Origin of the sequence: Parapedobacter defluvii (genome assembly GCF_014642075.1) — a bacterium.
In the GTDB taxonomy this organism is placed as follows: domain Bacteria; phylum Bacteroidota; class Bacteroidia; order Sphingobacteriales; family Sphingobacteriaceae; genus Parapedobacter; species Parapedobacter defluvii.
Genome location: NZ_BMIK01000002.1, coordinates 77,471 through 93,440 on the forward strand (window position 1 = coordinate 77,471; position 15,970 = coordinate 93,440).

The window sequence follows — 15,970 nt, forward strand, 5'->3', positions numbered from 1 at the left end:
TACTTTTACCCGTATGTCTACATTAACCAAAATTACGGAGAACAGGGTCATTGCAATTGTTAGAGGGCTACCACCCGCCCATGTATTGGACGTAGCCCATGCATTGTATGCCGGGGGAATCCGTGTGCTGGAAATTACGATGAATTCCGACGATCCTCTGACAGCCATTCGTAAAGTGGCCGAAACCTTTGGCGACCGAATGGTAGTGGGAGCAGGAACTGTACTCGATGCGAAGATGGCAGAAGCTGCAATAGCTGCGGGAGCAACATTTGTACTTTCACCGATTGTTGACCGCGATGTGATTAGGACCACGAAAGACCTTGGGATGGTAAGCATCCCGGGTGCCTATACGCCTACGGAGATATATACGGCTTTCAAATGGGGAGCAGATCTCATCAAGGTATTTCCTGCCACGTCGCCCGGCTATATCCGGGAGCTCGCGGGACCCCTGCCGCAAATACCTTTGCTGCCTACCGGTGGTATCACACCTCAGAATATTAACGATTATAAAAAAGCGGGTGCCGTGGGATTTGGAGTCGGCAGCGCCTTGGTCAACACGAAACAACCCGTTACAGCCCGATCCCTGGAAATAATTACCGATAAGGCACGCCAGTTTGTTGCTGCACTTGCAGATGAATAATAACAGGTCATCAATACGAGTTTAAAATGAAGATTACGTCCTATGAATTATTTTTGGTGCCCCCGCGGTGGCTGTTCCTGAAAATTGAAACAGACGATGGCCTCGTGGGCTGGGGCGAGCCGGTAATTGAGGGAAAGGCAGCTACAGTGAAGGCTGCTGTCGATGAATTGATGACTTACCTCATCGGGAAAGATCCGTTACCCATTGAAGATCATTGGAATGTATTATACAGGGCCGGCTTTTACCGGGGTGGCCCCATTTTGATGAGCGCAATCGCCGGTATCGATCAGGCATTGTGGGATATCAAAGGCAAATACTACGGAGCCCCGATCCACCAGTTACTGGGAGGAAAGGCAAGGGATAAGATGAAAGTATATTCGTGGATCGGAGGCGACAGACCGGCCGATGTGGGTATGGCAGCCAAAAAAATGGCTGACAGCGGCTTTTTGGCGGTTAAAATGAATGCGACCGAGGAGTTGCAATACGTAGATAGCTATGCCAAGATCGACGAGGCAGTAAGCCGTATTGCGGCCATACGTGATGCCGTTGGGCGAGATTTCGGGGTAGGGATCGATTTCCATGGACGGGTGCATAAGCCCATGGCAAAAATACTGGCAAAAGAGCTGGAACCTTACCGGCCCATGTTTATTGAAGAGCCGGTCTTGCCCGAGAACAATGAAGATCTGAGAGAAATTGCCAATCATGTATCCATTCCCATTGCGACCGGTGAGCGGATGTTTTCGAAATGGCAATTTAAAACGTTATTGGCCGAAGGTTATGCGGATATCATCCAGCCTGACCTTTCGCATGCAGGTGGAATTACGGAATGCAAGAAAATCATTTCCATGGCAGAAGCCTTTGATGTGGCGGCTGCTCCGCATTGTCCGCTAGGCCCCATTGCCTTGGCGGCCTGTCTGCAGGTAGACGCCACGTGTCACAACGCGTTTATCCAGGAGCAGAGTTTAGGCATTCATTACAACCGGGGGAGTGACCTCCTGGATTATTTAGAAGACAAATCGGTATTCCAGTATAAGGAGGGGTATGTGAATATCCCGGAAGGTCCGGGATTGGGCGTCGTCATTGACGAAGCACACGTCCGGAAAATGGCGGCCGTAGGCCATCAGTGGCAGAATCCCGTTTGGCGCCATCGGGATGGCAGTGTGGCGGAATGGTAAGCGATGGAAGCGATGTTCTTAAGTTGTGATTGGGGAACCAGCACCTTCCGGCTTCGGCTGGTCCGGGCAGCGGATCTCCGTATCCTCGCTGAGATAACGGAGGGGCAAGGCATCGCTGAGACTTACAGCCGTTGGAAAAAACAAGAAAATACACCGGGGAGACAGGCATTTTACGCATCCATATTGCGAGACTGCATCCTGGAATTAGGCCGTCAATCCGGTCAGCTGTTAACGGGAATCCCCGTAATCCTTTCGGGAATGGCTTCATCGTCCATCGGGATGAAGGAACTTCCTTATCAAAAGTTGCCCATTTCCCTGGATGGTGCCAATTTATGGGTTGAAAGGTTCGAATCCGATGAAGAGATGAATCCGCTTGTTATCATTTCCGGGGTACAAACGGATACTGATGTCATGCGCGGAGAAGAAACCAAAATGGTCGGCTGCTCGTCGATGCTCGCAGATGAGGATGGAGAACAACTGATTATACTGCCCGGTACCCATTCCAAACATGTGACCGTGAAGCAACGAAAGGTAATCGCTTTTCAAACCCATATGACCGGCGAATTTTTTAAGCTGCTTTCAACGCATAGCATACTCGCCGCGTCTATCGAAGAAGGGACAGATCTCAATGAACCAGCCAATCAAGTGTGTTTTCGTGAAGGAGTAGAAGCAGGCAGCGCATCGGGGCTGTTGCATGCCGCATTTAGGGTAAGAACCAATCAACTGCTCAAGAATATTTCAAAAACGGAGAATTTCCATTATTTGAGCGGACTGTTGATGGGTGCTGAACTGAAATGCATACCGGCAGGTATGCCGGTTTATTTGGTTACGGGATCCGTGCACGACATTCTATATAGAACGGCGCTAGATGAGCTTGGTGTATCCGTAAGGGGAGCTATGGATGCAGATTTAGCGCTGATTGCAGGACAGTACATGACACTTTGCAGGGACTATTAATTGGATTTTTTTACTATTGTAAGAATTTCCAGTTATACCGAAGTTATATTGAATGTCTCGTGCGCATACCAAGCTTATCCCGATGAATAAGAAACTACCTTTCAGCCTGCTATTGGGCGTATTTTTGCTTTTCTACTCTTGCAGGCAGCAAGACATCGTTGCCCCGCTGCGTCCGGAACCCAACAGTCATATTGTCGTTGTAGGCAATTCATTCGGCGTAGGGCTTCAAGAGCACAACTATTTTGAGACGTTATTGCATATGAGTTTCCCGGAACAACACCTCCGGATGCGGAATTTGGCGTGGAGTGCCGACGAGGTGAATCTCCGCCCCAGGCCTCTGAATTTCGGAACGTTGGATGAGCATCTGCAACAGCAGGAAGCCGATATTATTTTCGTATGTTTCGGGCTCAACGAAGCGTTCAAGGGGCTGGACAGCCTGGAGGGTTTCAAGCGCGACCTTCAGAATTTCCTTACCCATTTGCAGCAACAACAATACAACGGCGAAAAAGCGCCGCAAATCATTCTCGTGTCACCGATCGCCCATGAGAAACTGGGAGGTTTATTGCCGGATCCAACCGCGCACAACAAAAGCCTGAAAGCGTATACACGGGGCATGCGGGAAGTGGCCCATGAATTGGGGATTTCATTTATCGATCTGTATGAGCCCACCAGGAAGCTGATGAACCGTGCCGATGAACCGTTAACAACCAACGGAATCTATCTCAATGACCGCGGATACCGCGAGGTAAGTGAAATGATGGCATCCGCCTTGGACTTTCCTGTAGCCAGCTGGGAGCGTACGCCTCACTCGGAGCAATTAAAGGAAGTGGTGAAAAAGAAAAACCAGCATTTTTTTTATCGGTATAAAGCACAAAATGGCGAATATATCTATGGCAGACGGAAAGACTGGGCAGGCGGAGAAGCACTTCCTGCCGAATTGCAGGAAATTGACCGTATTGTGGTGCGGTTAGACAGCCTTGTCTGGGCGGGTAGTAATCCGCAGGGAACGGTCGATTTAGAAAAAGCAATCGCTATCACCAGCTTCAGGCAACGATCTGAAGAACATAAACACGTCCCGACCGACCCGAAAGACCTTGAAAAGGCTCAATCGCAATTTATACTGCAGGATGGTTATGAAATCAATCTGTTTGCCTCCGAATTGGATTTTCCGATCGCCAATCCGGTATCGTTGACATTCGACCCGCAGGGAAGACTATGGGTGGCTACGATGCCCGCCTATCCGCACTACTTCCCCGGTAATCCGCCGGATGATCGCATCGTGGTGTTGGAAGATACCGACCACGACGGAAAGGCGGATAAACATACGGTATTTGCTGACAGCCTGTATCTTCCGTTGGGATTTGAGCTGGGCGATGGGGGGGTATATGTAACCCAGGCACCGGATATGATTTTTTTGCGGGATACCGATGGTGATGGCCGGGCAGACGACCGGAAGACGCTTCTCAGTGGATTCGGAACGGAGGATTCGCATCATACACTCAATACGTACACGTGGGGTCCCGATGGAGCGCTGTATATGCATATGGGTACTTTTTTGCATTCCCAGATTGAAACGCCTTATGGGCCGAGGCGGGGAGCCTATGGCAATACTTGGCGGTTTGAGCCGCGGACGATGAAGCTGGATGAATACATTTCGTATCCCTATGCCAACCCTTGGGGAAGTGTATTCACGCGGGATGGTACGCATCTGATTGCGGACGTATCTACGGGTATGAACTATTTCGCCCCGCCACTTACGGTAGCCATCGACTACCCAAAAAAACACATGGGCATGAAGGATTTCCTGACTTCTTCGGCCAAACCTAAAACCTGCGGGATGGCTGTCGTATCCAGCCGGGCTTTCCCCGAAAATGCGCAGGGAAATGTACTTTTTAACACATTTATCGGATTCCAGGGAATTCGCCAGCATACGGTAACAGAGGAGGGAAGTGGCATCGTAGGGCATGAAATTGAACCACTTCTGCAGTCTACTGATCCGAATTTCCGTCCGGTGGGCCTTAAATTCGGTCCCGATGGTGCGCTTTATGTACTCGATTGGTACGATCCGATTATTCAGCACGGCGAGCAGAATTTCAGGGATTCGCTACGGGACCATTCCCGCGGGCGGATCTGGAGGATAACGTATAAGGGCAAAGATGTGCTGCCTGTGACTGACCTTAGCCGATTAACTGTCAGCGAATTACTCGAACAACTGAAGGTCTATGAAGACGGAGTGCGTTACCGTACCCGCATGCAGCTCCGGGAATTTACGGCTGATGAGGTCTTACCCGCTGTTGAAAAGTGGCTGGCCGGATTGGATGAGAATGACCCGGAAATCGACCAGCACCGCTTGGAGGGGCTTTGGGTGTACCAACAGTTTAACCATCCCAATAAGGAACTATTGGATAACCTATTGAAAAGCGAGACGCCATCAGTCCAGGCTGCGGCTGTCCGTGTACTGCTTTATTGGGCGGATGCCCTAACAGATGCCCAGGAGCGGCTCATTGTCCTGTCAAAGGATCCTTCACCACGGGTAAGGCTGGAAGCGGTGGCGGCGCTGAGCCACTTTGCATCCGAAGAGACCATACACGCCTTGCTGGCTGTTACCGATCAGCCTGTGGATGATTACATTGGATATGCGTTGATCGAATCTTTCAAGCACCTCAAGCCGGTTTGGATGGAGATGTTTAAAAAGAATAAAGACTTTCTGGCCAACGAACCCAAAAAGGCCGACGCATTGCTCCGGCCCTTGGCCTCAGCAGCCGAATTACAGGTGCCTGGTTTCATTATGGACGATCCTGACTATGCTCAATATGGAGTGGCTCCGTTATCCGCTGCGGATTTCGAAGCGTTGTCGGGTGTAGCCGCAGTCGAGCAGTTCCGTGAACGGCACCGGGAGCTGTTGAATCCGCAAACCGAGAAACGGGAAACTTCCCCCGATCTGCAGCCAAAGGACCTAGGAGAGATTGTCGTTCACCTATCGGCATTGCCCGGGAAAATGGCCTTTGATAAAGAAATTCTCACGGTAGTAGCGGGAAAATCAGTTTCGTTGATTTTCGAAAACCGCGACCAGATGGCACATAATATCGTCGTTGTAAAGCCCGGAAGCGAGGAGAAGGTCGGAACGGCCGCCGATGGTATGGCGGGTCTTCCGGATGGCTACGAAAAGCATTTCATCCCTCAGATGCCGGAAGTATTGTTTTCAACTCCGCTAGTCAACGCCGACGAAACATTTCAATTGAATTTTACCGCTCCGGCTAAGCCAGGAGATTATCCGTTTATCTGTACATTTCCGGGGCATTGGCGGGTGATGAAGGGAGTGATTAGGGTAACGGAGTAAATTTAAAACCGGAAATTAGGGGTATAGCTGATTGATGAGCAATGGAAATAACGCGCCTATTCAAACAAAAAGCAAGGACAAATTGTCGATTTAGAGTTGGTTAGTTTCAGATTATTTCGCTAAATTTGATTTAGCGTACCCGTGTAAATTTAATTATGAGGCATTTTCTTTCGTCAAAGTGGCTAATAGGCACGGCAATCGTCCTACTTATCGCGGCGTTGTCCGGATTTTTTTTCTCAGGACGGGGAGTCAGCGGTTTGGGCGGATCGATGCCGTTACCTGCGGTGGTTGATTACAATTTCCATATCCGGCCGGTCTTATCCGACAAATGTTTTGCCTGCCACGGGCCAGACAAGAATGCGCGTGAGGCAGATCTCAGATTGGATACCGAGGAAGGTGCTTATAAAGCATTGAAGGAAACCGCGGGCATGCATGCGATTGTTCCGGGCCATCCGGATCAAAGCGAGGCCTATCGCCGTATTACCAGTAACGACGAAACGATACGGATGCCGCCGGTGTCGTCAAACCTGACCTTGTCGGATTATGAAGTCCGGCTTATTGAACGATGGATCCGGCAGGGTGCGGAATATAAACCCCACTGGGCGTTCGTCCCACCCGAAAAGACGGAAATTCCAGAGGTCGATGACGACGAATGGCCGGTCAATGAGATCGATCACTTTGCATTGGCGAAGATGGAGATGATGGGATTTAAGCCTAATCCAGAGGCCGATAAAGCCCATTTATTACGCCGATTGAGTTTGGATCTTACCGGATTACCTCCCACAGAGAAGCAATTGGAGCATTTTCTTGCCGATGATTCGCGCGAGGCGTATGAACGTGTGGTGGATGAATTGATTGCCTCTAAGGCCTATGGTGAACGTATGGCTATGCATTGGCTGGATGTAGCCCGTTATGCGGATTCTTACGGCTATCAGGATGATGATATACGCACACAATGGCCGTGGCGTGATTGGGTAATTCATGCTTTCAACCAAAACATGCCTTATGACCGGTTTGTAACCTGGCAGCTGGCAGGAGACATGTTACCGAATGCAACCAAAGAACAGTTGTTGGCTTCTGCATTTAACCGGAACCATAAGATCACGGAAGAAGGTGGTGTCATTGAAGAAGAGTACCGGGTAGCCTATGCAATAGATAAAACCAACACTTTCAGTAAAGGTATTTTGGGTATCACGATGGAGTGTGCTCAGTGCCACGATCACAAGTACGATCCTTTCACGCAAAAAAATTATTTCCAGTTATACGCTTTTTTCAATAATTCCGCCGAAAAGGGACTGGAAGGGCTCGTCAACTCCGGCCCTTCTAAGACACCTCGATTAACCATCACGCAAGCGGATGTGGATAGCGTACTCCAGTTTATCAACAAAGCCGGTGACACGTCGGCGGTATCTGTATCGGTAATGGGCGAACTGGACGAGGTACGTCCTACCTACGTGCTTGACAGGGGTGTATACGATGCGCCTACCGAGCGGGTATACCCCGGTACGCCGGAGTCCATTTTGACGTTTGACAGCACGCAGTATGCATCCAACCGGCTCGGGTTAGCCAACTGGGCATTCAGCAAAGAAAATCCGTTGACGGCAAGGGTGTTTGTCAATCAGTTGTGGACAATGGTGTTTGGACGGGGGCTGGTAGCTACCGTGGCAGATTTCGGCAACCAGGGCGAACTGCCCAGTCACCCCGAATTACTGGATTGGCTGGCAGCTGATTTCCGAGATCAGGGCTGGGATGTGAAACGGTTAATGAAGCAACTGGTGATGAGTGCTACCTATCGGCAATCGTCCGTCGTGACGAAAAAACACTTGGCGGAAGATCCGGAAAATATCTACCTGGCACGGGCTAAACGGTTGCGCCTGCCGGCAGAATTTATACGGGATTTGGCATTGGCCAGCAGCGGACTGCTTAATCCGGAAATCGGTGGTCCCAGCATAAAGCCTTATCAACCGGATGGAATATGGGAAGTAACCAGTTCGGGAAGAGGCGCGCTGTCCAATTATGTGCAAGATCATGAAAATGCACTTTATAGGCGGGGCATGTATGTGTTTATCAAATTGACGGTGCCACCTCCCAATATGCTGATTTTTGATGCCAGCAACCGGGATATGTGCGAGGTAACCCGCCAACGTACCAACACCCCATTGCAGGCACTGGTGATGCTGAACGATCCCGTGATTTTGGAGGCATCGCGTGTGTTTTCCGGAAAATTGCTGCAGGAAGCACCGCAGGCGAAGCCCCGTGACCTGATCAACCACGCATTCCGGCGTATTTTAAGCCGGGACGCCAGTGAAAAGGAACTAAGTTCGTTGGAGTCCTATTATTCAGATGAACTGAAACGCTATCGTGAATCGCCAGCGGATGCAGAGGCGTTTGTAGCGGTGGGCGAAGCACCTCACGAGAAGACGGTGAATGTGGTTGAACAGGCGGCTTTGATGGCAGTCATTCACGGATTGTACAATTTAGAAGAAACGATTACACGGACATAACGGCAAGCTGATAGCCGACCGCAAACAGGAGAAATAAGTGGTATGAAGAAAGACGGAATGTTAGAAAAAGAAGTTGAACAAGCCCGTTTATACGAAAACCGGAGGCAGTTCTTGTCGCGATTGAGTATCGGAATCGGTAGCGCCGCGTTGGGCTCATTGCTGATACCGGATTTATTTTCAGGTAAAGGAGGGGATAGCGATGGTCCCGCACCGGGAATTCCCCATTTTGCACCAAAGGCCAAACGGGTTATTTATCTTTTCCAGAGCGGAGGCGTGTCCCAATTGGAATCGTTTGACGGGAAACCTAAATTGCGTGAGATGATGGGACAGGATCTTCCTGAATCGGTGCGCGGCGGGCAACGGCTTACGGGGATGACAGCCGGTCAGGCAAGTTTCCCGCTGGTGGGATCTTACTATGATTTTGCCCAGTATGGAAAAAGCGGTGCCTGGGTCAGCTCGGCGTTTCCGCACATGGCAAAAATCGTTGACGACCTTTGCATCATCCGATCGCTTCATACCGATGCCATCAATCACGATCCGGCGATTACCTTTTTCCAAACGGGTGCCCAACAGGGGAACCGCCCGAGTATGGGTGCATGGCTGAGTTACGGGTTGGGTAGTGAAAATCAGAATCTTCCGGCTTTCTGTGTGTTGGTATCGAAAGGAAGGGGGAATGGACAGGGTGTTTATGCAAAACTGTGGACCAACGGGTTCCTGGATTCCGTGCACCAGGGGGTGCAACTTATGGGCGGACCAGATCCGGTGCTGTACCTGGGCAATCCGCCGGGAACGGATAAAGTGAGCCGCAGAAAGTTGTTCGATAAATTGGCCGAACTGAATCTTCTCCAGTTTGAGGCATTCGGGGATCCTGAAATTACGGCAAAGGTGCAGCAATACGAGATGGCTTACCGGATGCAAACCTCTGTCCCTGAGGTTACGGACCTATCAAAAGAACCGGACCATATTGTTAAACTGTATGGTCCCGATTGCCTCGTTCCGGGTACCTATGCGGCGAACTGCTTGTTGGCAAGAAAATTATCTGAAAACGGTGTGCGTTTTGTGCAGCTCTATCATCAGGGATGGGATCAGCACGGCAATCTGCCCAACGAGATGGCCACACAGGCAAAAGATGTAGACCAGGCGTCGGCTGCTTTGGTAACTGATTTGAAACAACGCGGCTTACTGGACGAAACATTGGTCATATGGGGCGGCGAGTTCGGCCGGACCAGTTACTGCCAGGGAAGACTGGAGTTTAACAACTACGGAAGAGATCACCACCCCCGTTGCTTCAGCGTATGGATGGCTGGCGGCGGTATAAAGCCTGGAATTGTATACGGCGAAACAGACGAGTTTAGTTACAACATTGTTAAAGATCCGGTGCATGTGCATGATTTTCATGCTACCATTCTTCATCAGCTCGGATTGAATCATGAGAAATTGACGTACCGGCACCTGGGGCGGCGTTATCGCCTTACCGACGTTGCCGGAACGGTGGTAAAAGACATCTTGGTGTAGCGCTTACCCATGAAATCAATCCATACCGCCCTGCTTAACCTGCTGATTGCATTTCAGGTATTCATTGTTTTTTTCCTCCTTTTTGAGAGCAGGATTTACGTGCCGGCATCGCTGCAGGTGCTGGGTCGGGCTCATCCTTTGTTGCTGCACTTCCCGATTGTGTTGTTGGTGCTTGCCTGGCTGCTCGGGTGTTTTGGAGAAAAGCTGGATATGGGGCAGGCGTTGGTCAAGCAGTTGGTATATACACTACTGCTGTTGACCGCCTGGAGTGCCGCGCTAACCGTCGTGGCAGGTTTATTCCTTTCCAAGGAAGGAGGGTATGAAGGCCCTGCTTTCCAATGGCATAAATGGACGGGGGTAGCACTGTGTTTTTTATCCGCCGGATTGCTGTGGTATCACGAGCGGACAGCTGTTAAACGAACGAAATATCCCAATCTTTTCCGGATCGGATTGAGTGTTTTGTTGGTCGTATTAATGATGGCCGGTCATTTCGGTGCCGGGTTGACGCGCGGTGCAGATTACCTGTTTGAACCGGTACGCGGGAAAAAACAGAAAGCTTTGGATATCGAAATGGCGGTTGTGTTTCCCGATCTGGTCTATCCGATCCTGGAAGCAAAATGCCTGAATTGTCACAGTCCGAATAAGGCAAAAGGAGGCTTGATACTCTCAGATACGACGTTGATGCGCCAAGGGGGAGATAGTGGCCCGTTATGGGTAAGCAGCTCCACGGAAGAAAGCCTTCTTATTCAGCGCCTACTGCTGGATATCGGTCATGAGCATCATATGCCACCCAAGGGCAAACCGCAGTTGACCGATGAAGAGTTGGCATTGGTTCAAGCGTGGGTTGCATCCGGTGCAGATTTTGAGGTTCCCTTGTCATCCGTTCCTCCCGATGATCCGATTCATCGGTTGGCTGTAGCCGTTTATGGTGCTCCAAATACAGAAGCTTACGATTTTCCGGCTGCAGATGCCGGAACGGTAGCCGGATTGAACAGTCCGTATCGGGTTGTTAAACCGATCGCGTTGGGGATGCCTGCTTTGACCGTAGGCTTCTATGGAAAAACCGCTTTCACCGAGCAATCGCTGAGCGAATTAACGGCAGTTGGTCTACAGGTCGTATCTATGTCGCTGAGCGGAATGCCGTTATCCGAAAAGGATCGGCAAACACTCGGAAATTTCACCAACCTACAAGAATTGATATTGAATGACACCCCGGTGGATGACCGGTGGTGTGAGACACTGGCGGCACTCCCAAAATTGCGTACGATCAGCCTGAGTGGTACGAAAGTAACAGAAACCGGGCTCGCGACCCTGTTGGCCCTGCCAAAGCTGAAGCAGGTATACGTATGGAATACCCAGGTCGGCACGGATGTGCTGGAGCGGCTGCAGCAGGAGCATAAAAATGTGACCATCGAACAAGGATACCGGGATGATGGCCAGACGATCCTTCCGTTAAACGCTCCCCTGATTAAGCCGGCTAGCAGTTTTTTTGAGGAGAGGGCTACAGTCACGTTAAGCCATCCGGTAGCTGGTGTTGAATTGCGTTACACGCTGGATGGAAGTGAACCCGATAGTACCCATGCACGTCTTTACAAGGAGCCTTTTACCATCGATGCCGCAACCGTTGTGCGGGTAAAAGGCTATAAATCTGGCTGGTTTTCCAGTGCGGAGACGTTAAAAGCCTTTCACCCCTCGGCAAACCGTCCCGACCGTCTATTCCTGCTGGGTCCACCCAATCCAGGCTACAAAGGACGGGGTGCTGTGACCTTAGTCGATTTGGTAAGCGGGGGAGACAATCACGCGGATGGCAAATGGTTGGGATTCTATGGTGAGCCGATGAATGTATCGTTCCATTTCGACGAGGCGATTCACATAGATACCATCGGTATCAGCGTAAAGCAGCAGTATGGTAACTATATTTATCCGCCAAAGGTCATTCAGGTATGGGGTGGTGCCGACTCCATCGGTGCACGCTTGCTTACCCGGGTTCAGCCGATACTGGAAAAGCCAGAAAAAGCACCGGCAAGTCAACTAGTCAGCATACCTGCGGTCGGCGACGCAATCCGGTACCTGCGGTTAGTGGTTGAGCCGTTTGTTCCCATACCCCCGGGATATCCTGCTGAGGGAAACCCTGCCTGGATTTTTGTCGATGAAATCACCATAAACTGACCTGAGTAAATTAACCGCCAGAAATCAGGTACACCGTTTGAAAAGGTTAAAAAAACACATTTTGAATTATTTTTCAAGGGTTGCTGCCGCGTTTTGCGTTTGTGCAAATGAATTGGAGGCGGCTTTGACTATCTTTGTTTATGCGAGGTGAATACGTGCAGGTTACAGGGAAATTTAACAAGTTGCGGCGCATATTCAGTTTGTGGATGATTAACCAGGTCCAAAAGCAATAAACCTGATTTTTGCCCGATTTCATAGGGTTGTTCTTTGAGGGACGCAAGGGGGGGATGTTCTAAGTATTGAATCATGGGGTTGGCACCGTAGCCAATAAGCTCGACAGCGGGCGCTATGGAGGCAAATTCAAAGCGAAGGCAATTCAGTGCATCAAGCATCACCTGATCTTTGAAAGTCAAAACAGCGGTGGCCGGATCGTCAAGTTGCATCAGCCGGCGTATGGCTTGGTAATTACTTTCCTGGCTGAAATCACTTTCCTGAACAAGCGATTTGTCAAAAGGGATGCCATGTTGAATCAGCCCGTCTCGATAGCCTAAGAAGCGGTCGCGGCTGGTGGTCCAATAGGAAGAAGCATTGATAAAGCCGATCCGCTTATGACCCCGGGATACGAAGTAGCTGATTGCATCCACAGCACCGGTGTAGACATCGCTGCAAACGCAATGAAGTTCTTCGTTGATGGGTTTCCGTATAAAGTAAACGACAGGGATACCCGAATAAACAACTTCGTTAATATGGGAAGTGTCGGTGGTTTCCCGGGATATGGCAATGACCAGACCATCCACACGGTTGCTTTGCATGGTTAGCAGCAACTCTTTTTCCCGTTGGAGGCTTTCATGGCTTTGGCCGATGAGTACCTGGTAACCATGGTCGTAAGCGAATTTTTCGAAACCTTCCACGGCGGCCACATAAAAATGGTCGAGCATGTTGGGAATGACGATACCAAGGGTATATGATTTCTGTTGTTTGAACCGGATTGCGGTTTGATTGGGAACGTAATGGAGTTCTTTAGCTAATTTCTTAACCCGTTCCCGTGTAACGATACCAATGTTAGGGTGGTCCCGCAGTGCTTTGGAAACGGTAGACGGAGACAGTTTAAGTGCAGAAGCAATGTCTCTAATCGTAGCTCGTTTGTGATCCATCGGGCTAAGATAAGGAAAAACCTGCTTTGCACTCCGCATCTCAGCGCCTTTGCAGGAAAAACAAAATAAAAACCAATATATTCAATAACTCATATTACATGGAAACAAGGAGAAAATTTGTTCAGAAGGGATTGTTAGGGATTGCAGCGACGGGCTTGGCCGGCCGGGCATTCGGGTCAACACAACCGAAGGGTGATGTACTTACCGGGTTGGCTAAGGATGTCAGTTTTGACCTTGCCATCGCCGGATTCAGTTTTGTTAAATTTGGACTGGATGACGCGCTGGCTATGATGAAACGTATGGAGGTCCGTTATCTGTGTATCAAGGATTTTCATTTACCGCTTACTAGTACAGATGCTGAAATAGCCGCATTCCATAAGAAGCTGGCCGACGCAGGCGTTACCGGATATGGTGTGGGGCCGATTTACATGACAAAATCCAAAGAAGAAATCGATAAGGGATTTGAATATGCCAAGCGGGTAGGCGTGAAGTTAATGGTAGGAATCCCCTCGCAGGACAATCTGCCGTACATTTCTGAAAAAGTAAAGGAATACGATATCCGGTATGCCATCCATAACCATGGTCCCGAAGATAAGTTGTATCCAAACGCGACGACCGTTTTCGAGGCAGTGAAAAATCTGGATGAACGAATGGGGCTGTGTTTCGATATGGGACATAATACGCGGGACGGCCAGGACTCCATCAAAGACCTGGAGCGCTACCAGCATCGGATATTTGATATCCATTTCAAGAATGTTACCGCGCCGACAAAGGACGGTACGACCTGTGAATTGGGAAGAGGTGTGATCGACATTCCTCGATTTGTCAAAACGTTGCGTAAGATAGGCTATCGGGGAAAGTGTAGCCTGGAATTTGAAAAAGATATGTCAGATCCGTTGGCTGGACTGGCTGAATGCAAAGGCTATTTCCAGGGAGTGATCGATACATTGGCGTGATACATGCATCTGACTAGTTATTAACTAACTAATATATTAAAATCAATTATAAATGGATAAAAATTCGTATTCGAGAAGGGTATTTATCAAGCAGGCGATGTTGGCGTCGGCGGTAGCTGCGGTATCTCCCGGTTTGTTGACGGCCAGGCCCAAATTAGCGGCGGCGAATGAGCGGGTTAATCTAGCGTGTATCGGAATCGGTAACCGGGGGGGAGAGATCATCCGCGATCTGTATGCAACGGGACTCGCCAATATTGTGGCGCTGTGCGACGTGGATATGGGTGCTCCGCATACATTGAAAACCATCGAACAGTTTCCGGACGTGCCACGGTTCCAGGATTTCCGTCAGCTATTCGATAAAATGGACAATCAAATTGACGCGGTATCCATTGGGGTACCTGATTTTTCACATTTTCCCATCACGATGCATGCGATGGGTCTGGGTAAGCACGTATACGTGGAAAAGCCCATGGCACGTACGTTTAACGAGGTGGAACTGATGATGAAGGCAGCCAGGAAATATAAAAAGGTAGTCACCCAAATGGGGAACCAAGGGCACTCGGATGCCAACTACTTTCAGTTCAAAGCCTGGGTGGAAGCCGGTATCATCAAGGATGTAACCGCTATTACCGCACATATGAATTCACCGCGTCGTTGGCATGGATGGGATCCCAATATCAAATCGTTTCCTCCTGCTGAACCGATCCCCGCTACGTTGGACTGGGATCTGTGGCATTCCGCTGTTGCCAAGCAACACGATTACAACCACGACTATATCAACGGACAATGGCGTTGCTGGTATGATTTCGGTATGGGAGCCCTAGGAGACTGGGGTGCGCATATTATTGATACCGCGCATCAGTTTCTTGACCTGGGGTTGCCCTACGAAGTGGAATGTACAAAAGCCACCGGACATAACGAATTCTTTTTTCCCATGTCTTCGACCATCGTATTCCGCTTTCCTGAACGGAAGAAGATGCCGGCACTGGACATTACATGGTATGATGGGTTAGATAATTTACCTCCTATTCCCGAGGGATATGGAGTATCCGGGCTGGATCCGAATATTCCACCACCCAGTACGGGTGCGCTTGAGCCCGTAAAACTGAATCCCGGTAAAATCATTTATAGCAAAGAATTGACATTCAAGGGAGGGTCGCACGGAAGCACACTTTCCATCATCCCGGAAGAGAAGGCAAAAGAAATGGCTTCCCGGCTACCGGAAGTACCGGTAAGTCCGTCCAATCACTTTGCCAATTTCCTGAAAGCTTGTAAAGGAGAAGAAGAAACACGGTCTCCATTTGAGATTGCTGGGCCGCTTAGCCAGGTATTTTGTTTGGGCGTTCTGTCTCAACAGTTGAAGACAAAACTTGAATTTGATAGAAAGAAAAAAGTCATCACCAACAACAAAATGGCGAACGAGCTATTGGTAGGACCGCCACCGAAAAAAGGCTGGGAACAATACTATCAAGTTTAGGACAAACGGTTAGAAGGAACTGCCGTTGAGGTAGGGCAGTTCCTTTTTCCAGTTGCCGAACACACCTAATAAAACCACAATAC

The 15,970-nt window shown here is 49.7% G+C and carries 10 protein-coding genes; 9 read left to right on the top strand and 1 reads right to left on the bottom strand.

The annotated features are described in order from the left end of the window. Positions 1-13: 13 nt before the first annotated feature. The 7 genes from IEX60_RS04205 to IEX60_RS04235 all read left to right on the top strand — a co-directional run bounded on the left by IEX60_RS04205 (position 14) and on the right by IEX60_RS04235 (position 12,300). The gene (locus tag IEX60_RS04205; RefSeq protein ID WP_188747776.1) at positions 14-640 is read left to right on the top strand and encodes a bifunctional 4-hydroxy-2-oxoglutarate aldolase/2-dehydro-3-deoxy-phosphogluconate aldolase; all 627 of its coding nucleotides are present in this window, start codon (positions 14-16) and stop codon (positions 638-640) included. Between the two features lie 26 nt (positions 641-666). Then, the gene (dgoD, locus tag IEX60_RS04210) at positions 667-1,815 is read left to right on the top strand and encodes a galactonate dehydratase (RefSeq protein ID WP_188747778.1); all 1,149 of its coding nucleotides are present in this window, start codon (positions 667-669) and stop codon (positions 1,813-1,815) included. A 3-nt stretch (positions 1,816-1,818) separates the two neighbouring features. Further along, positions 1,819-2,772 carry a 2-dehydro-3-deoxygalactonokinase gene (locus IEX60_RS04215; protein ID WP_188747780.1) on the top strand — a complete coding sequence of 318 codons (954 nt, stop codon included), beginning with the start codon at positions 1,819-1,821 and terminating at the stop codon, positions 2,770-2,772. A gap of 82 nt (positions 2,773-2,854) precedes the next feature. Then, entirely contained in the window at positions 2,855-6,112 is a 3,258-nt protein-coding gene (locus IEX60_RS04220) for a PVC-type heme-binding CxxCH protein (RefSeq protein WP_188747783.1), read from the top strand. 155 nt (positions 6,113-6,267) lie between these two features. After that, the gene (locus IEX60_RS04225) at positions 6,268-8,616 is read left to right on the top strand and encodes a PSD1 and planctomycete cytochrome C domain-containing protein (protein ID WP_188747785.1); all 2,349 of its coding nucleotides are present in this window, start codon (positions 6,268-6,270) and stop codon (positions 8,614-8,616) included. A 42-nt stretch (positions 8,617-8,658) separates the two neighbouring features. Next, positions 8,659-10,131, top strand: coding sequence for a DUF1501 domain-containing protein (locus IEX60_RS04230; RefSeq protein WP_229717414.1), 1,473 nt, complete (start codon positions 8,659-8,661; stop codon positions 10,129-10,131). Positions 10,132-10,140: 9 nt separating this feature from the next. Beyond that, complete coding sequence (locus IEX60_RS04235; protein WP_188747787.1) at positions 10,141-12,300, top strand: chitobiase/beta-hexosaminidase C-terminal domain-containing protein; 2,160 nt, start codon at positions 10,141-10,143, stop codon at positions 12,298-12,300. A gap of 128 nt (positions 12,301-12,428) precedes the next feature. Here the strand turns inward: IEX60_RS04235 and IEX60_RS04240 are convergent, their stop codons facing one another. Beyond that, a complete protein-coding gene (locus IEX60_RS04240; protein ID WP_188747789.1) occupies positions 12,429-13,454 on the bottom strand; it encodes a LacI family DNA-binding transcriptional regulator in 1,026 nt (341 codons plus the stop codon). A gap of 98 nt (positions 13,455-13,552) precedes the next feature. Between IEX60_RS04240 and IEX60_RS04245 the strand changes: the two genes are divergently transcribed. Continuing rightward, positions 13,553-14,410 (top strand): sugar phosphate isomerase/epimerase family protein, encoded by an 858-nt coding sequence (locus IEX60_RS04245; RefSeq protein ID WP_188747791.1) that lies wholly within the window; start codon positions 13,553-13,555, stop codon positions 14,408-14,410. A 52-nt stretch (positions 14,411-14,462) separates the two neighbouring features. Further along, positions 14,463-15,887, top strand: a complete 1,425-nt coding sequence (locus IEX60_RS04250) for a Gfo/Idh/MocA family oxidoreductase (RefSeq protein ID WP_188747793.1) — start codon at positions 14,463-14,465, stop codon at positions 15,885-15,887. The last annotated feature ends 83 nt before the right edge of the window (positions 15,888-15,970 follow it).